This window comes from Flavobacterium flavipigmentatum (assembly GCF_020911905.1).
In the GTDB taxonomy this organism is placed as follows: Bacteria; Bacteroidota; Bacteroidia; order Flavobacteriales; family Flavobacteriaceae; genus Flavobacterium; species Flavobacterium flavipigmentatum.
Genome location: NZ_CP087133.1, coordinates 1,931,196 through 1,950,474 on the forward strand (window position 1 = coordinate 1,931,196; position 19,279 = coordinate 1,950,474).

General features: G+C 32.6%; 17 protein-coding genes, 1 tRNA gene and 1 pseudogene. All 19 read left to right on the forward strand.

The features are described 5' to 3' along the window. Window positions 1–43 precede the first annotated feature (43 nt). The 19 genes and pseudogenes from LNP22_RS08740 (at window position 44) to LNP22_RS08830 (ending at window position 19,043) form a co-directional block, all read left to right on the forward strand. Complete coding sequence (locus LNP22_RS08740; RefSeq protein ID WP_229976194.1) at window positions 44–379, forward strand: four helix bundle protein; 336 nt, start codon at window positions 44–46, stop codon at window positions 377–379. Between the two features lie 32 nt (window positions 380–411). After that, window positions 412–1,713 carry an FtsW/RodA/SpoVE family cell cycle protein gene (locus LNP22_RS08745; RefSeq protein WP_229976195.1) on the forward strand — a complete coding sequence of 434 codons (1,302 nt, stop codon included), beginning with the start codon at window positions 412–414 and terminating at the stop codon, window positions 1,711–1,713. Window positions 1,714–1,750: 37 nt separating this feature from the next. Next, window positions 1,751–2,836, forward strand: a complete 1,086-nt coding sequence (murG, locus tag LNP22_RS08750; RefSeq protein ID WP_229976196.1) for an undecaprenyldiphospho-muramoylpentapeptide beta-N-acetylglucosaminyltransferase — start codon at window positions 1,751–1,753, stop codon at window positions 2,834–2,836. A gap of 153 nt (window positions 2,837–2,989) precedes the next feature. Further along, window positions 2,990–4,339, forward strand: a complete 1,350-nt coding sequence (gene murC / locus LNP22_RS08755; protein WP_229976197.1) for a UDP-N-acetylmuramate--L-alanine ligase — start codon at window positions 2,990–2,992, stop codon at window positions 4,337–4,339. Further along, window positions 4,326–5,048 (forward strand): cell division protein FtsQ/DivIB, encoded by a 723-nt coding sequence (locus LNP22_RS08760; RefSeq protein ID WP_210664727.1) that lies wholly within the window; start codon window positions 4,326–4,328, stop codon window positions 5,046–5,048. Before murC ends, LNP22_RS08760 begins: the two co-directional genes overlap by 14 nt. Before the next feature lie 6 nt (window positions 5,049–5,054). Next, entirely contained in the window at window positions 5,055–6,467 is a 1,413-nt protein-coding gene (ftsA, locus tag LNP22_RS08765; protein WP_229976198.1) for a cell division protein FtsA, read from the forward strand. An 85-nt stretch (window positions 6,468–6,552) separates the two neighbouring features. Further along, window positions 6,553–8,529 carry a cell division protein FtsZ gene (gene ftsZ / locus LNP22_RS08770; protein WP_229976199.1) on the forward strand — a complete coding sequence of 659 codons (1,977 nt, stop codon included), beginning with the start codon at window positions 6,553–6,555 and terminating at the stop codon, window positions 8,527–8,529. Window positions 8,530–8,713: 184 nt separating this feature from the next. Continuing rightward, complete coding sequence (locus LNP22_RS08775; RefSeq protein ID WP_229976200.1) at window positions 8,714–9,163, forward strand: GatB/YqeY domain-containing protein; 450 nt, start codon at window positions 8,714–8,716, stop codon at window positions 9,161–9,163. Window positions 9,164–9,229: 66 nt separating this feature from the next. Then, a tRNA-Arg gene (locus LNP22_RS08780) sits at window positions 9,230–9,303 on the forward strand. 676 nt (window positions 9,304–9,979) lie between these two features. Further along, window positions 9,980–10,366 (forward strand): type VI secretion system tube protein TssD, encoded by a 387-nt coding sequence (gene tssD / locus LNP22_RS08785; RefSeq protein ID WP_229976201.1) that lies wholly within the window; start codon window positions 9,980–9,982, stop codon window positions 10,364–10,366. A gap of 139 nt (window positions 10,367–10,505) precedes the next feature. Beyond that, complete coding sequence (tssD, locus tag LNP22_RS08790) at window positions 10,506–10,901, forward strand: type VI secretion system tube protein TssD (protein ID WP_229975215.1); 396 nt, start codon at window positions 10,506–10,508, stop codon at window positions 10,899–10,901. 34 nt (window positions 10,902–10,935) lie between these two features. Then, window positions 10,936–12,744: a type VI secretion system Vgr family protein gene (locus LNP22_RS08795; RefSeq protein ID WP_229976202.1), complete on the forward strand. Its 1,809-nt coding sequence runs from the start codon at window positions 10,936–10,938 to the stop codon at window positions 12,742–12,744. Between the two features lie 2 nt (window positions 12,745–12,746). Further along, window positions 12,747–14,105, forward strand: coding sequence for a hypothetical protein (locus tag LNP22_RS08800; protein ID WP_229976203.1), 1,359 nt, complete (start codon window positions 12,747–12,749; stop codon window positions 14,103–14,105). Next, on the forward strand, window positions 14,102–14,803 hold the full coding sequence (locus LNP22_RS08805; RefSeq protein WP_229976204.1) for a hypothetical protein: 702 nt from the start codon (window positions 14,102–14,104) through the stop codon (window positions 14,801–14,803). Before LNP22_RS08800 ends, LNP22_RS08805 begins: the two co-directional genes overlap by 4 nt. Before the next feature lie 181 nt (window positions 14,804–14,984). Next, window positions 14,985–15,935 carry a hypothetical protein gene (locus LNP22_RS08810; RefSeq protein WP_229976205.1) on the forward strand — a complete coding sequence of 317 codons (951 nt, stop codon included), beginning with the start codon at window positions 14,985–14,987 and terminating at the stop codon, window positions 15,933–15,935. A gap of 258 nt (window positions 15,936–16,193) precedes the next feature. Beyond that, window positions 16,194–16,907, forward strand: a pseudogene (locus LNP22_RS08815) (phage baseplate assembly protein V); the annotation flags it as partial. 2 nt (window positions 16,908–16,909) lie between these two features. Then, window positions 16,910–17,149, forward strand: a complete 240-nt coding sequence (locus LNP22_RS08820; RefSeq protein ID WP_229976206.1) for a hypothetical protein — start codon at window positions 16,910–16,912, stop codon at window positions 17,147–17,149. Window positions 17,150–17,271: 122 nt separating this feature from the next. After that, window positions 17,272–18,354 (forward strand): zinc metalloprotease, encoded by a 1,083-nt coding sequence (locus LNP22_RS08825; RefSeq protein ID WP_229976207.1) that lies wholly within the window; start codon window positions 17,272–17,274, stop codon window positions 18,352–18,354. A gap of 2 nt (window positions 18,355–18,356) precedes the next feature. Next, entirely contained in the window at window positions 18,357–19,043 is a 687-nt protein-coding gene (locus LNP22_RS08830) for a hypothetical protein (RefSeq protein ID WP_229976208.1), read from the forward strand. Window positions 19,044–19,279 lie beyond the last annotated feature (236 nt).

Here is a 19,279-nt window from a genome sequence, read left to right on the forward strand (position 1 = left end):
TATGACGACGGATGAAATGAAGTTGAGAACAAAAAAGTTTTCTTTGACAATAATAGATTTAGCAGAAAAATTACCGACAACATATATTGTAAAAGTAATTGCAAATCAGATCGTAAGAAGTGGTACATCTGTTGGAGCAAATTATAGAGCAGTTTGTCGAGCAAGAAGTGATAAAGAATTTATTGCTAAAATGAATATCGTTTTAGAGGAAGCAGATGAAACTTTGTTTTGGTTGGAAATTATAAAAGAAAAAGATTGGAGTGACAAGTCAGAGTTAGAAATAATTTGGAAAGAAGGAAATCAGTTAACAGCTATTTTCGTTAGTAGTTTAAAAACAGTAAATAACAGAATTAATAAAAATATAAAACCGAAGGTTTAAAAAAATCTAAAATCTAAAATCAGAAATCTAAAATGAAACAACTCGTAAACAAATTAAAAGGAGATAGGGTAATATGGTCATTCGTGGCTTTATTGGCGTTGTTTTCGTTTATGCCTGTTTTTAGTGCGAGTAGTAATTTGGCCTACATAGGTCACGGTACAGGAAATACACTAGGTTATTTGGTCAAACATTTGGCACATATTTGTATTGGTTTCATGATCATTTATTGGGTGCATAAAGTGCCGTACCATTATTTTAGGGCGATTTCAAAAATTGCATTGCCTATCGTTTGGATATTATTGCTTTATACATTACTAAAAGGAACTGTAATTGCGGGCGCTAATGCGAGTCGTTGGATTCAGGTGCCGTTTATCGGAATCACTTTTCAGACTTCTACAATGGCGGCTATTGTGCTGTTTATATTTGTGGCTCGTTATTTGTCTAAAACAAAAGAAGAAAATGAGCCCTTCCAGGCTTCACTAATTCAGTTGTGGGTACCGGTTTTTATCACATTAGCACTTATTTTACCCGCTAACTTTTCGACAACAGCGTTGATTTTTTCAATGGTAATTATGTTAACATTTATTGGTAAATATCCTTTAAAATATATTAGTTTCATTATTGGTTCAGGTGTTGTTATGCTGGTTTTCTTTTTGCTTATCGCGAAAGCATTTCCCGAATCACGTTTTTTTAGCAGGGTAGGAACCTGGGGAAGCCGTATAGAAAATTTTACCACAGACAAACCAGACGAAGATGATTATCAAATAGAAAAAGCAAAAATTGCTATTGCGTCAGGAAGATTTGGAGGCTTAGGACCAGGTAAAAGTGTTCAGAAGAACTTTTTGCCACAATCCTCTTCCGATTTTATTTACGCCATTATTGTAGAAGAATACGGTCTTGTTGGCGGAGTTTCGATCTTGCTTTTGTATTTATTGCTTTTGTTTCGATTTGTAATTGCCTCGCACAAAGCCAATACATTATTCGGAAAATTAGTCGTCGTCGGCCTCGGGTTTCCGATGATATTTCAGGCGATGATTAATATGGCAGTAGCGGTAGAATTATTGCCTGTAACAGGACAAACGCTTCCGCTGATAAGTAGTGGTGGTAGTTCTATTTGGATGACCTGTTTTTCACTCGGAATTATAATTAGCGTGACTAAAAAAGACGAGGAAATTGTCGAAGAGCAGATAGAAAAGGAAAAACGCAAAGAAGCACTTCAACGATTAATTGACAGAGAATTAAGCGAAGAAGATTTACCAAGCGATCAGGAAGAAGAAATGTATTCTATTGAAGATACTTCTAAAAATCCGATGAACGCAGTTTTAAATAAATAAAAAAGATAGTTTTTAAAGCGTTATAATTTTAAAAAATATGACTAAGTATAAATTCATATTAAGCGGTGGCGGTACAGGAGGACATATCTATCCTGCGATTGCTATTGCAAACGAATTAAAACTACAATTTCCGGATGCAGAGTTTCTTTTTGTGGGGGCCAAAGATAAAATGGAGATGCAAAAAGTACCACAGGCGGGATACGAAATAAAAGGTCTTTGGATTGCTGGTTTACAGAGAAAATTAACCCTGCAAAATTTGATGTTTCCATTAAAATTGGCAACAAGTTTGCTGGAGTCAAGACGCATCATCAAACAATTTAAGCCTAATGTAGTGATAGGCACAGGTGGTTTTGCCAGTGGGCCATTATTGCAGGCAGCAGGAGGAGCAGGAATCCCGACAGTTATTCAGGAACAGAACTCGTTTCCTGGGATAACCAATAAATTATTGAGCAGAAGAGCCAATAAAATCTGTGTTGCTTACGAGAATTTAGAGCGCTTTTTTCCAAAAGAAAAAATGGTTTTAACGGGTAATCCGGTTCGTCAGGATTTAATAGATATTGACAGTAAAACAGATGAAGCAATTGCTTTTTATGGCTTAGATCCAAATAAAAAAACACTTTTGGTTTTAGGCGGAAGTTTGGGGGCTAGAAGGGTAAACCAATTAATCGAAAAGGAATTGCTTACTTTACTTTCTCTGGATGTTCAAATTATCTGGCAATGTGGGAAATTGTATTTTGAAGAGTATAAAAAACACAGTCAGCAAAATATAAGAGTCGTTGATTTTATTGAAAGAATGGATTTTGTCTACGCTGCAGCGGATGTGATCATTTCGCGCGCCGGAGCCTCATCGGTTTCAGAATTATGTATTGTAGGGAAGCCTGTTGTTTTTATTCCATCACCGAATGTTGCAGAAGATCATCAAACAAAAAATGCTCAGGCAATTGTAGATGAAAAAGGGGCTATTTTATTGAAAGAATCAGAATTAGAAAGCCAATTTAGTATTGTTTTTGAAGCCCTGTTGAAAGATGACGGCAAACAAAAACAGTTGAGTACCAATATAAAAAAGTTGGCCAAGCCAAATGCTACCAAAGATATTGTAGCGCAGATTATAAAGTTGTTATAATGTAAGTTTTAATCGAAATTATAAAACGACATCAAAAAACAGAAGCTTATTTTAGGGCTTCTTGAACGTAAAAACAAGTAAAAAGACAAAGGGTTAACAGTTAGTTTTTTATAAAATAAAAACGAAAGTTAGACGCTTATAAATAAAAATAAAATGAATTTAAATCAGATACATAACGTTTATTTTATTGGTATCGGAGGCATCGGAATGAGTGCACTGGCCCGCTATTTTAAAAACATAGGGAAACAGGTTTCTGGTTATGATAAAACACCTTCAATGCTTACAAATGAGCTGATTGAAAGCGGTATTAACATTCATTTTGAAGATAATATTAATTTAATTCCAAGTGATTATTTCGTAGAGAATACATTGGTGATTATTACGCCTGCGGTTCCGATATCGCATTCAGAATGGAATTATTTTCTGGAAAGAGAATATCAGGTCAAAAAAAGAGCTGAGGTTTTAGGTATTATTACAAAAGATACGTTTTGTTTTGCAGTTGCAGGTACGCACGGAAAGACCACTACTTCAAGTATTTTAGGGCATATTTTATTTGAAAGTGGCGCTGATGTTACCGCTTTTGTGGGCGGAATTGTAGAGAATTATAATTCGAATTTAATTGGAAGCGGAAAAACCGTAACGGTTGTTGAGGCAGATGAATTTGATCGTTCGTTTTTGCATTTGCATCCCAATATTGCGTGTATCACTTCTATGGATGCAGATCATTTGGATATTTACGGAACAAGTGAAGCTATAGAAGCCTCTTTTGTTGAATTTGCATCGAAAGTAGAAGATAAGAATAATCTTTTTATAACCAAAGAATTACCGTTAGAAGGCATTCAGTGTGCGATAAATGAAGAAGCCGTTTACAAAGCTTTTAATGTTCGTATAGAAAACGCAAGTTATGTTTTTGATGTGCAAACGCCGTCAGAAATTATCAAAGATTTGCATTTTGGTTTGCCGGGAAAACACAATTTAATGAATGGACTAATGGCTATTGCGATGGCGAAAACGTTTGGCACACCGACAGAATCCATTGCAAAAGCTATTGCTTCATTCAGAGGAATCAGAAGACGTTTTTCGTATCAGATTAAGACCGAAAAATTAGTTTATATTGATGATTATGCACATCATCCAACAGAAATAAATGCAGTGCATCAGGCGGTTAGAGAATTATATCCTGACCAAAAAGTTTTAGCTGTTTTTCAGCCACATTTATTTAGCAGAACAAAAGATTTTATAGATGGTTTTGCCGAAAGTCTGTCTGCTTTTGATGAAGTACTTTTGATGGATATTTATCCCGCACGCGAATTACCAATGGAAGGTGTGACATCGGAATGGTTGTTGGGGAAAATGACAAATTCGAACAAAAAAATCGTTGCAAAAGAAGATTTATTAGCGTCCATCAAAGCTAGCGATGCGCCAATAATTGTTACGATAGGAGCTGGTGATATTGGAGAAATGGTTCCGTCAATCAAAAAATTGTTAAATGAAACTATTTAATTGGACAAACATTCGATTACTGCTCATTTTTGGGCTTGTACTTTTTTTGTATTCGTTTGCTCAACATCGAAATGGAGATCGGAAATTGAAAAAATCTACGGTAGTTTTTGTAGGAGAAAATACAATTTTTGTCACTCCCGAAACGGTTAATAAATTGTTGATAGAAAATAAAAGAGATGCTTCAAGTATTAGAAAAGATGAAGTAGATTTGAATAAAATAGAGAAAACCCTTGATACGCAAGAGATGATTGAAAAGTCAGATGTATTTGTAAGTATCGATGGGGTTCTTAAAGCGGTGGTAAAACAGAAGACTCCTGTAGCTCGTTTTTTTGACGGGCAGAGGTCGTTTTATATTGATTATAAGGGTGGTAGAATGCCGCTTTCTGATAATTTTACAGCCAGAGTTCCTCTTGTTTCGGGAACCATAAATGAAAAAAATAACGAAGATTTAGCTACTTTATTTCGCTTAATTTATGACGATGTGTTTTTGAAGAAAAACATCATTGCAATACAAATTATGCCTAATGGTAGCTTAAAAATGTTTAACAGAAATTATAATTACTTCATTGATTTTGGAAGAACGATAAATGTTGAACGAAAATTTGAAAATTATAAAGCCTTTTTTCAGAAAGCTGTTTTAGATAGTTCGCTTTATAAATATAAAAAGATTGATTTAAGGTTTACGGAACAAGTAGTTTGCACAAAATAATAGAAAATGGGAAAAGATAACATTGCAGTAGGTCTAGATATTGGAACAACCAAAATAGTTGCCATGATAGGCAAGAAGAATGAGTATGGTAAGTTGGAAATTTTAGGAATTGGAAAATCCAAAAGTTTGGGTGTTGCCAGAGGAGTTGTAAACAACATTACGCAAACTATTCAGTCAATTCAACAAGCGATACTTGAAGCAGAAAATAATTCAGGTTACAAAATAAAAGATGTCGTTGTGGGTATTGCAGGGCAACACATCAGAAGTATTCAGCATACAGATTACATCAGCAGGAGTAATCCGGAAGAAGTAATTGGCGAAAATGATATTCAACTTTTGATCGATCAGGTTAATAAACTTGCTATGTTACCAGGAGAAGAAATTATTCATGTTTTGCCCCAAGAATTTAAAATTGATGGTCAATCTGAGATAAAAGAGCCAATCGGGATGTATGGTGGAAGATTAGAGTCTAGTTTTCACGTAGTGGTTGGTCAGGCTTCTTCTATCAGAAATGTCGGAAGATGTATTCAGAGTTCAGGAATCGAATTGTCGGGTTTAACATTAGAACCTTTAGCTTCGGCAGATGCAGTTTTAAGTCAGGAAGAAAAAGAAGCAGGTGTAGCGCTAATTGATATCGGTGGAGGAACAACAGATTTAGCCATTTTTAAGGACGGAATTATTCGTCATACCGCTGTAATTCCTTTCGGAGGAAATGTTATTACAGAGGATATTAAAGAGGGGTGTTCAATTATCGAAAAACAAGCAGAGCTTTTAAAAATAAAATTCGGATCTGCATGGCCGGGAGAAAATAAAGATAATGAGATCGTTTCTATTCCGGGTCTAAGAGGCAGAGAACCTAAGGAAATTTCACTTAAAAACTTATCTAAAATCATTCACGCTCGTGTGGTTGAAATTATAGAACAGGTTTTTACAGAAATAAAAGCATACGGACATGAAGATCCGCGCAAAAAATTGATTGCTGGAATTGTACTTACAGGTGGCGGCGCTCAACTAAAGCATGTTAAGCAATTGGTAGAGTACATTACGGGGATGGATACCAGAATTGGATATCCAAACGAGCATTTGGCGGGTAATTCTAGTGAAGAAATCTCTAGTCCATTGTTTGCAACGGCGGTTGGTCTTGTAATGAATAGTATCGAAAATAGTACACAAAGTGCTGTGCAAATGCAAGTTGTAAATGAGAAGACAAAAGTGGTGTACAGAAATGCTCCACCCGTGCAGCAACAACGATACGAAGTAGAAGAAAATTACGTTGAAAGAGTAGAAATTATCGAAGAAACGCCACGAGAAATTAGAAATAATGTGGTTAAAGAAGAATCTACGGAGACCAAAATAAGAAGATCATTTTTTGATCGTTATGTCGATAAAATCAAAGATTTTTTAGACAACGCAGAATAAATTAGAATAAAAAAAGAAAAGGATTACTTTTTGCCCCAAGTCAAGAAGTAAAAAATGTATTAAATAAGAATTTCAAAACCAAAACATGATGAGCAACTCAGAATTTGGAAGCATTTCATTTGATTTACCAAAAAACCAATCAAATGTTATAAAAGTTATAGGTGTAGGTGGAGGTGGTAGTAACGCTATCAACCACATGTTTAAGCAAGGTATTAAAGGGGTAGATTTTATCGTTTGTAATACAGACTCGCAAGCACTTCAAAACAGTGCCGTTCCGAATAAGATTCAATTAGGGGTTAATTTAACAGAAGGTCTTGGCGCTGGTGCAAATCCAGATGTAGGACAGCAATCTGCTATCGAAAGTATTGCTGATATCGAAAAAATGTTGGATCGCAATACCAAAATGGTTTTTATTACTGCCGGTATGGGTGGCGGAACAGGAACAGGTGCTGCTCCGGTTATTGCTCAATTGGCCAAAGAAAGAGAGATTCTGACAGTAGGTATCGTTACGATCCCTTTTCAGTTTGAAGGAAAAGTGCGTCAGGAGCAAGCACTTTTAGGAATCGAGAAGTTGCGTAAGCAAGTAGATTCTCTAATTGTAATTAACAATAATAAATTAAGAGAAGTTTACGGAAATCTTGGTTTTAAAGCAGGATTCTCGAAAGCCGACGAAGTTTTGGCAACCGCATCAAGAGGTATTGCCGAAGTTATAACGCATCACTATACGCAAAATATCGATTTACGTGATGCCAAAACCGTATTGTCTAATAGCGGAACTGCGATTATGGGTTCTTCTGTTGCGGCTGGTGAAAACAGAGCAAAAGAAGCCATTGTATCTGCGTTGGATTCTCCGTTATTAAATGATAACAAAATTACAGGAGCCAAAAACGTATTGTTGCTTATCGTTTCTGGATCAAACGAAATTACCTTGGATGAAATTGGCGAAATCAACGACCACATTCAGGCAGAGGCTGGGTTTAATGCTAATATTATCATGGGAGTTGGTGAAGATGATACTCTTGGTGATGCTATTGCTGTAACCATTATTGCGACTGGTTTTGATGTAGAACAACAAAACGAAATTGTAAATACAGAACCTAAAAAAATCATTCATACCTTAGAAGATGAACAAAGAAGTGTTCATAATCTTACCAATAAAACACTAACTTCTTTTGATTTGAACGCAGAGACAACTACTGCTAAATCTGAAGATAAAATTGTTTTTGATTTGATGGAAGAACCGTTTGCTCCTACAATACCTACTCCGGTTGCTGTTGCTCCAGTGATCAATCAGGAAGAGTTAGTGGTAATGTCTGAATTTATTAAAAATCTGGATGTAACTTTCGAAATTGTTTCCCCAATCACCGATATCGATTTTACCATTTCAGCTGCCGAAACAACCAAAGTAGAAGAGGTAAAACCAGTGCAACATCGTTTTATGGAAAGAGAAGAACAAACTACTTTTTCTTTTGATTTACCACTTTTCAGACAAGAGCCGGAAGTAAAAAAACAGCCTGTTGTTGAGGAAGAAAATAAAATTTTATTCGAATTAACAAACGAAACGCGTAATATAAAAGTAAACGATCCTGTACAGTTTGTTCCGGTTACTGAACTTTCTGAAAACGGAATAATCAAATATTCTTTGGAAGAGTACATGGAAGTAGAGAACGATCTGATCGCTTCAAAGCCAGTTGAAAAACCTATTGAAGAGGTAATTCCGGCAGAACTCAATATCACGCTTAAACCAAAGATCGATTTTGCTCAGGAAGTTGCTTCTAACACATCTGAAAACATTTCTCCGATGGAATTGACGATTGAAGAAACTTTGAGATTAAGAGCCGAGGAAAGAAGAAAGAAACTAAAAGAATTTAATTATAAATTTCATAATAATGTTTCCAGAATTGATGAGCTCGAAAAAGAGCCTGCTTACAAAAGATTAGGCATTGATTTGTCTAATTCGCAGTCAGGGCCAACTAATTCTAGAATTTCAGTAGGGACAGATAGTAATAACGATTTGCAATTACGTTCAAATAATTCATTTTTGCACGACAACGTAGATTAATTTTACTTTCATCAAAATAGAGATAGCCCGAAAATTGGATTTAATTTTCGGGTTATTTTTTTTATCTTCGCACAGAATTTCAGAATTTGACTTTCTAATGAAGAAATAAAAGAATTTCTTTTTTTAAAGAATATTCAAAAAACACTATTAATCGATAAGCATCGCTTATTTAAATAATACTAAAATGAGTTTACAAATACAGATCATGGACGAAATTAAAACCGCCATGAGAGCAAAAGATACCGTAGCACTGGAAGCATTAAGAGCAATCAAATCTGAAATGTTATTGGCAGCAACTGCATCAGGATCTAAAGAAGAACTTACAGAAGATGACGAAATAAAATTATTGCAAAGATTGGTAAAGACTCGTAAAGAAAGTGCCAGAATCTTTACAGAGCAAAATCGTCCCGATTTGGCAGAACCAGAATTAGCACAAATTGCGGTAATTGAGAAGTTTTTGCCAGCACAATTAAGCGAAGCTGAAGTAGAAGCTGTAATTGCAAAAATTATTGCAGAAACAGGAGCTTCTGGAATAGCATCTATGGGTAAAGTAATGGGATTGGCGTCTGCACAGTTGGGTGGAACTGCCGAAGGAAAAACCATTTCTACAATAGTTAAGAAATTGCTTGTATAAAAATAGGTTTCAGAGTTCAGATTTAATTCAAATCTGAATTCTAAAATCATAAATTTAGAATAAATTGACCGCGTAGTTCAACTGGATAGAATATCAGATTTCGGCTCTGAGGGTTGGGGGTTCGAACCCCTCCGCGGTCACTAGATGGGACAAAGAAGACATACACTTCTTCGTCCCATTTTTATTTGGGTCTAATCTCTACTTTCTTTTGTGTTTTCCTAAAGACCATCAGATGTAATCCCAACATTGAGGTTTTCAAATTCAACTTTAAGGATATCAATTTTCAAATTCTTTAAAAAGATGTTATTTACCAGTATTGAATTTATGCTATAACTACAACCTTTTCGACAGTGATAATAAGAGTAGAAATTATTTCTTACCTTAGAAATATTAGCCGTTAACATAGAATGATATTTAAGGCATTTATAAAAAAACATCTTAAAGGTAATCGCTCATTGGTAACTGTTCTCGTTCTAAGTTCTTTCTGCGATACCATTAAAAACATCCTCTACAAACAATTGGTAGTCGTTTACTTTTAAAGAGATATCATTTAATTTTATTCTTACAAATATTTTTATGAAGTTTTTTCATATATTAGCCTCTAATTTTGGTATAATTTTTAAGGATAGCCATAAAAAACACCTCTCATTTTATCCTTTTTCAATATAATAGTACTAAAACCAAAATATAAACCTTTTTAATTCTTTAATAATGCATGCTTTGTAAAATGCAATTTTAATTTTATTAAAAAAATAATATTTATAAGATTTTATTTATATATTTGCGACATAAATTAATAATTAAATAAAGATCATTATGTCGTTTTTAACATCATTAACAGTAGCAGGTAAAGATTACAGAGTATTAAACGTGAGTTATGATTTGGCTCAAGAAACAGATGCTTCTGGGCGTCCGTCTACGGTAACACGTGGAGGAAGAATTATGATTCAGGTAGAATCAACTGGTGGTACTGAATTGTTTGAGTGGATGACCAACAATTTCGAAAGAAAAGATGGTTCAGTAAAATTCATCAAACGTGACTCAAACGCTACTTTAAAAGAGCTAAAGTTTACAGAAGCTTACATGGTTAAGTACAAAGAAAACTTTGATCATAACAGCGAAAATCCTTTAACGGAAACTTTTATGATCTCTGCGCGTAAAATTTCGATGGGTGGAGGAGAATTTGATAATGCTTGGGTGTAATCCTTTGGACTTTATCAAACTTTATTAAGCTTGAACTATTAAGGAAGTCCATTTATTGGACTTCCTTTTTTGTTTTATAGCTAAAGATTACATCAAATAAGCAGGAGTCAAATTTTATAACAATCTAATACATCTACACATGAGTTTTTTATCTAAATTACATATAGACGGCGAAGAATATAATGTTCTTGAATTTAATATTAGTTTCAAACAAGAAATAGATACCACAAGCAAACCTACTGGAAATGCGAAGGGCGGTATCATAAGAATGATCATTGAGGCAAGTCAAAACAGCCATTTCTTGTCATGGATGTTAAATGGAGATTTAACAAAAGACGGCAAAATAGTTTTTTACAGAAGAGATGCTTTAAGCAAAATGAAAGAACTTACTTTTTCAAAAGCATTTTGTGTGGGTTACGATGAGCAATTTACAAGTACTACAGAGGTTCCGATGAAAATAACCATGGAATTGGTGGCGAAAGAATTGACATTTGGAGATGCAAAATTCTCTAACAACTGGATCGCTTTAGATTAAATTGTAAAAAAGCTAATTAAAAAACCGTATTAAAATGGCACATTTTTCAGAACAAGTACATATAAGTATAGGCAGTTTTACCCAAAACGTTGTGTATTATGATTTAAAGCTATCGCAAAAAATGGCTGATCATCATCATTTTTCATTCGTTTGGCAATATACAGGAAAAGCCATCATCAATCCTGCTGATCAGGCAAAAGCCTTGAGAAGTTATTTAGGCGATGAAGTCATTTTTACTTTTAAGAGTCTAACCGGAATTAGATTGATGAGTAAAGGTATTATTACCGAGCTTTCGTCTGTTGATCTTCATGGGAGCGCAGTAGGCTTGCATGTTTCGGGAGTTAGTCATAGTATTGTGATCAATGACATAAAAAAAGCTAGGGCCTTTAAAGAGCGTAGTATGGATGATATCGTACTCAGTATTTTTGCCGAAGGTCCAGGAGAATTTTACCAAAGAGATTCTATAAAATCAACGTACCTTAAAGAGTTTCCGAATATTTTGCAATACAATGAAACCAGTTTTGAGTTTTTAAAAAGACTGGCAACACGTTACGGACAGTGGTTTTATTTTGATGGTATGCGCATGCAATACGGCCAGACCAAAACCAGCAAAACAGTGCTGATTAACGGAGCATCACTTCATAGCTTTAAGATACAGGCCAACATGGTTTCGCATAAAATAGCCTTAGCAGGTTATGATTATAATAATGCGTCCAATATTCAGAACGCAGCAACAAAAACCACTGTAGGGAGTAAAGATAGTTTTGCATCCAATGTGAATTACAATCAAGGAACGGTTACAAACGCTGAGTTAAGCAGTGGTGTGTATACGGTAAATGCCCAAAACAAGGAGGAAATTGACGAGATGATCCAACTGCAAACTGCAGGTAATGATGCCAATAGTGTGTATTATAGCGGAATATCGTATTTCCCGATAGGACTTGGTCAAGTATTTACGATACAAAATCAAACGGTACAACATGAGTTAATAGCTATTGAGGTAACACATCATTCTGAGGTACACGGAAACTATTCTTGCGAGTTTAAGGCAATCCCGGCAGATGTTGCGGCGCCACATTATACCGATGTACATGTTTTTGCAAAAGCAGAAAACCAGCCTGCTCAAGTAAAAGACAACAATGATCCCGAAGGATTAGGACGCATAAAAGTACAGTTTTACGGAGTAAGCAGCAATATTGTAAGTGAGTGGATACGTATGATTCAGCCACATTCAGGCGCAGGCAAAGGATTTTATTTTATTCCAGAAATAGGAGAAGAAGTCTTAGTAGGTTTTGAAGGCAACAATGTGCAAAATCCTTATGTAATGGGGACACAATACAATGGTAACGAATCTTCGGGTTATGGCTCGCCACAAAACGATATAAAAGTAATTCAAACCCGAAGCGGATGTAAAATTGTTATCAACGATGCCGATGGTTCTATATTGACACAGGACAAAGCAGGAAGTACTATTTTTCAAGATGGGCAAGGTAATATTACAACCGATGCCATTAAGAATTTTACTGTGAACGCTGAAAACATTAATTTTAATGCTTCGCAAAGTATCAGTACCGCAGCGGGAGTAAATATCACTGAAAGTGCTGGAGCAGATAAATCTACTACTGTAGGAATGTTGCATAGTACTCATGTTGGAGGCGATAGTATGTTCAATGTTACCGGTAATTTTATGGAAAATATTGAAGGGAATAAAGAATTGAATACAGAAAAAGAAATAACATTCAATAGCCAAAAAGGTATGGAATATTCATCAAATGGCGAAATACAAAAACATTCTCAAAAAGAAGTAAAGTTAAATAGTGCAGAAAAATCTAATTTCTTTTAGTCATGTCATATACATCTAATATAGGAGGAAAATTAATTGTTAAAGTAGAAGGAGATATAAAATCCTATGCAAAAGAGAATATTGAAATAAATTCTGCAAAAAAAATCACCATCACGGCAAAAAACGGGGTAAGTGTTGGAGAGCCAGACAGCCCTCCAACAAGTGAAGCATCAACTTATAAATGTACTCATTGTGAAGAAGAGTTTACTGCTGAATTATTTAGAAAAACGATTGGGGTTAAATCATTATCAACAAAACAAAAAACTATAATAGATTCATTTTTACCATATTTAAATAAATACCGAAAAGATTTTGGATTAGACACTTGTTTAAGGAAGGCTCATTTTGTTTCACAAATTGCACTTGAATCTGCGAGTTTTACAACTTTTGAAGAAGGCGAAGAATATTCATCAAGTATAACATTGGGTGTTTTCAGTTCTTCAGAAATAGTAATTAATTCTACCATAGTTAATTCATTAAAGGATAAATTGACTTTAATATTTAAAATTGTAGATAGTAAAGGAATTGAAATAGTCAAAACAAACGATGAACTTAAAACTTTCCTTTTGAATGAGAAGCCTAATGTAATTGATAGTGAACTTTATGGAAAGTATAAAGGAGAGAAGGATGCTCAAGATAAAAAGAAAAGAAATGATAAATTGTTAAAAGAAGTGTTAAAAGCTGACAAAACAATTGATTATAAAATCTATTTAAAAGCGCATTCTTGTTTTGGTGTTCCTTTAATGTCACGTGCATATGCTCCATATACCGGAGACACTAGAGGCTTAGGAAATGGAGATGAATTAAGTAGAGATGGATGGAAATTTAAAGGTAGAGGATTAAAACAAGTTACCGGCAGAGGAAATTACGAAAATTTTGCAAAATATAGAAATAAGAATTCTTTCAATGATGATACTACAGGACAAATAGATTTTACAAAAGAAAAAGAAGGATCTGAATTGAAAGGGAATTATCTTAAGCTATCAGATGACGCTATGTATGCAACACAATCTGCATTGTGGTTTTGGAATGATGGAACAAAGTACAATAAAAAATCAGCTAAAGAGCATGCAGATAAAGATGATGTTGATTCTGTTTCTAAAGCAATAAATAGGTATGATAAAAATGCATTGCCGAAAAGGGAAGCAAATTATAATAGAGCTAGAAATGAAGGGGTGTTTGATATTAATAGGCATTATAAGCTGATGCTAGAAAATGGTGATGACAAGCAGAAAAAAGAAGCTAGAGAATATTTAGAAATGAGAAAAGGTTTAAAAGATAAAGAAGCAATAAAAATTTTAGAAGACGACGAAAAAAAGAATCCTGCAAAAAAAGAAGAGACAAAACCTATAAATAAATGAGAAATAAATTTAAAATAGTACTATTTATATTTTTTTCAATTACAGCATATTCTCAAAACCTTAAAATTTTAAAGGATTCTATATTCATAGATTCTAATTTTATGAGAATTGAAGAATTGAAAATTAATTTAAATAATGAAAAAGTAAAGAATAAAATATATTCTATTACTCAAAGTACTTATGAAATATTTGAAAAACCATTACTATGCTTGCCTGAGCAAAGAATTAAGGCTAAAAAAGACACGTTGTCAAATCGTGTTTTAAAAGATGCTTTGAGAGAAACCAATTCAGGATTCGAACACTATGAAATTTATTATGATAAAAATAATATTATTAATATATCGATAAGTCTTCAATCATATGGTTCTCCATGGGAAGCGATTCAATATTATTGTTTTGATTTAAACAATGGTAAAAGAATTGGGATAAGTTTGTTTGTAAATCAACAAATGCTTTTAAAAAAAATTAAAAGTAAATTAAAAGATCAGGATATAATTTTGTCAATAAACCCAACGGTTTTATTAAATTTTAAAATAATTGCAAACAAAAACGAAAATATTTCTGGGATTGATTTCTCAATTTTTGATACTGAAAATTACAGGAATAGTGGATATGAAGAATTTATTGTTCACTTTGAATGGAAAGAAATTGAAAAATATATTTCTTCTATTTACAAAAAAAGATTATTGGAGAAATAAAGTATGCAATTCCTGCAGCTGATTTTGAAAATCAAGACTATTGGAAATCAGGTAGTTTTTACTATGATACTGGTGTAAAACAGACTTATGGCATTTCAGGGACAATAAACGCAGGTAAAAGTATTTTTTGGAAAAGAACTAAAACAAGATTAACTAGTGAAACACTTGAAAAAAAACAATAATGAAATATATATTTTATATTGCTGTATGTAGTTGTTTATTATTTTCTTTCTGCAACAATCAATCAAAAAATAAAAGCAAATTTATCATAGCTTTTGTTCAGGATAAATATAAAGACAAACTATCAGAAGTTGAGAATGGTATGGATAATACTGATTCTCTGGCAGGAGATGGTAGTAGTGTAATGAACTTTATTGGTATTTTCCCTGAAAGCAATGATACTATAATAATTTATAAGCTAAAAGAAGATTTAAAAGAAAAACCTGAAAAGTTTTCTTTTTGGTCTAAAAAAAGCAATAAAGAATTGATAACTTTCTTTAGCTCAGAAGGTGATTTGGTTAAGGTTACTTTTGCCAAACAGAATACTATAATTGTTAATAATGATATTTATACAGTAAACAACCAATATTACGTCTTTTTAAAACAAAAAATTTTTAATGAAAAATCGATACTAGATTTAGCTTTCTTTTTAAAAGATGGTTATGGCGATTATTCTCAAACATTAGAAACATTAAATAAAAATTGGAGAAATCAAAAAGAAAATCCGACACATAGAATTATTAAAGCCAAAATAAAAAACAAAAACTATCAGACTGATAACCAGTTTTTTAATTATAATTTTATTTATAACTATAATGAAAATGGAATTTTGGAGAATATTTTAGGAGAAAATAGCTTTAATAAAAAATTTGTCAAGGAGAACAATAAATATATTATATATAATGTAGATAGGTCTATAAATGAGAGAGCTTTAGATAATGAATATTTATACAAAAACAAGAAAACTTTATTTGATTCAGTCATAGGAACGAGAGAGATATTTTCTAATGCCACCATGTATAATTATGTTAAATATCAATCCAAGCTGAAATTTTCCATTAGCGACCAAAAGCCTAAAAATGTTGATGAAATTCTTGAAATTTTAGTTCTTAATCAAAAAGATTTGCATTAATATTTTTTATTAAATGTAAACTATAATGAAAAATAATATTAAAAAATTGCGCTAGTAGGCAATATCTAATGAATACAGCTTGGTACTTATGTATGTGATAATAGATAATGGAGTGCGTTTTTATGCAGATTATAAGCAAGCTCTTGGTGTAAAATAAGATTTTGAGTATGATATTCCGGAAAATGATACAATACTAAAAGAGTATTTAACAAAAATGCTTGAAATAAGCAAAAAGCAGAAAACCAGCCTGCTCAAGTAAAAGACAACAATGATCCCGAAGGATTAGGACGTATAAAAGTACAGTTTTACGGAGTAAGCAGCAATATTGTAAGTGAGTGGATACGCATGATCCAGCCACATTCAGGTGCAGGTAAAGGATTTTATTTTATTCCAGAAATAGGCGAAGAAGTCTTAATAGGCTTTGAAGGCAACAATGTGCAAAATCCTTATGTTATGGGAACACAATACAATGGTAATGGATCTTCGGGTTATGGCTCGCCACAAAACGATATTAAAGTAATTCAAACCCGAAGCGGATGTAAAATTGTTATCAACGATGCCGATGGTTCTATATTGACACAGGACAAAGCAGGAAGTATTATTTTTCAAGATGGGCAAGGTAATATTACAACCGATGCTATTAAGAATTTTACTGTGAACGCTGAAAACATTAATTTTAATGCTTCGCAAAGTATTAGTACTTCAGCGAGAATAAATATTACTGAAAGTGCGGGAGCAGATAAAACAAGTATGGTTGGGATGATGCTCAACACTACTGTTGGGGGTGATAGTATGCTTAACGTTATGGGTAGTTTTATGGAGAATATTAAGGGGAATAAAGAATTGAATACAGAAAAAGAAATAACATTCAATAGCCAAAAAGGTATGGAATATTCATCAAATGGCGAAATACAAAAGCATTCTCAAAAAGAAGTAAAGTTAAATAGTGCAGAAAAATCTAATTTCTTTTAGTCATGTCATATACATCTAATATAGGAGGAAAATTAATTGTTAAAGCAGAAGGAGATATAAAATCCTATGCAAAAGAGAATATTGAAATTAATTCTGCGAAGACTATTAAAGTAACTGGAGCTCAAAAAGGAGTAACCTTTAACAAGCCTAAAATGGTTCCAATTTATATTAATGAAAAATGTTTAGTTAGTTTAGACCTAAGGATAATTGGAATGGTGACAATTACGGATTTGATTGGGTAAGAACTGGCGATACAAAAATCCCTGGAGACACATATTATAAAAAAATAATTGGCAAGTATGGTAGCGTATACGCATCACAAGGAGGTGTACTTGCGCAAAGTGATAGTGAATTTAAAAAATTAATGTCTAAATTTAATCCTCACACCTTTTTTGTTAAAGATAAAAACGGAAAAAAGAAAGGGGTAAATTATTGTGTGCCTTGGCTATGTTTGTATCCTCAAAATATAATAAAACAGGTTAAACAAAAAGATGGAACGATAAAACCAACAGAAGTAAAATCAGGATTTAAGAATACTGTTGCAATATTAAGAACTGTTATAGCAATAGATAAAAAACCAGAAAAATTAGAATTAGATTACGATACTAAATTGTTTAAAATATCTAATCCTGTTTTTCCATTAGCAGTAGGTAAACACGAAATAGAGATGACTATAACCTGTCTGAAAGAATTTAGTACTGACCAACCTATCAAAGTAGTTGCAACCTATAAAGATGCGAAAGGCAAATTAGAGAAGTCTCTGGCAGGAAAATTAAAAGTACTTAAAAACAAAGACAGATATAAAGTAGATGTTCTTTTCGTTAATGTTTGGACTAATATAAATGGTGGGAAAAAACCAAAGAAATCCAATCCTATAGGAAGAGATGTTGAATTAAAAAAATACCTAAATCAAGCTTTAATTGATCCTCGTTTTGAAACAGTTACACTAAAATTAGATTCTGATATTAATCCGTTGACTAAAAAAACTACAAATAGAAAAACAAATTTCAATAATGTTTCAAATGCCATAGGTGGCGTTAATCCAAATATTCCTGACGGTTCAATTAATAATATTTATCAATTTTTAAATACAGAATTATATAAAACATATAGTTATAAAAAGTATCAAAATTATTTTAAAGTTTATTTTATAAATGAAGATGCAAATGGATTATACGGTATAGGTAGATCAATAAATAAAGCTGATGACTTTAGAACGATTTTAGTTTATAAAATAGGATTTGCAGATAGTACAGTAGCGCATGAAACATTACACTCTATGGGACTATATCATTCTTTTGATAATAATAGTGACTTTACATTAGAGTTTTGTAAAACAGATAATATTATGGATTATTCAGACGCTTATGCACCTTATACTCCAGTAATAAGTCTGTATCATTGGCAATGGAGTAAATTATGGGATAGAGCGATAAAAGAAATATAAAAATGAAAAAAGTATTATTTATATATTTAGCTTTTGTAATTCATAGTTGTAAATCACAAAATGAAGATCAAAAGGAAATAGAAAAGATTAAACAACACTATAAAATGGATAACAAGCACCAATATAACAATTTAGTACAAGGTGAATCCGAAACGTTTAATATTAAACGGTTTGATGAAAGTAAAAACGAAGCTGAAGATTATAATTATGAACTGCCTAATGGTTTAATTATTAGAGAATTTGGAGATCAAGAAAGTGGATATTATAGTGAAACAAAAATAAAAAACTCTTTATTTACAATAGCTAAAGTGTTTCACACTAATTCTCACATAAAGTCGAAAGGACCAATGTTTAAAGATGATTGTGAGATTGGTATTTGGTATGATTTTGACGAAAGTGGAAAGTTAATTAAGGAACTTGATTTAGATAAACCTTTCAAAATTGCAATTGAAGACATAATTGAATATCTTAAAAATAATGAGGCCGAGTTATTTTCAAGTTTCACTTCTATAAATAGATCATATGAACAGGAAACAAAAAAAGCGAAATGGAGTTTAATTTATAGAGGAAAATATAAAGATAATTTAGGAATGTATATGATTGAAATAGATGATTCTACAGCTGAAATAATAAAGGTTGTCAAAATATTAGGAAAAGAAGGAGAAAAAGAAATTCTTTTTGAAAAATAAATCCCGATTTTTTTTAAAGAAATTCGAATGGCTTTTTTAAATATGCGACTCTGTCCCAAAAAGTGTGTAAGTTGAAAAGTGGATATGCAAACAAAAAGTAGAGAAAAAGTTAACCTATATTTTTGTATTGAATTTGATTGATTAATTCTTCAATAGTTTCATAATTAAAAGCAGGAATTAGTATTAAATAAATTAAAATCAATTATTATGTGCCTCACTAACTGCGTAAGTTAAAA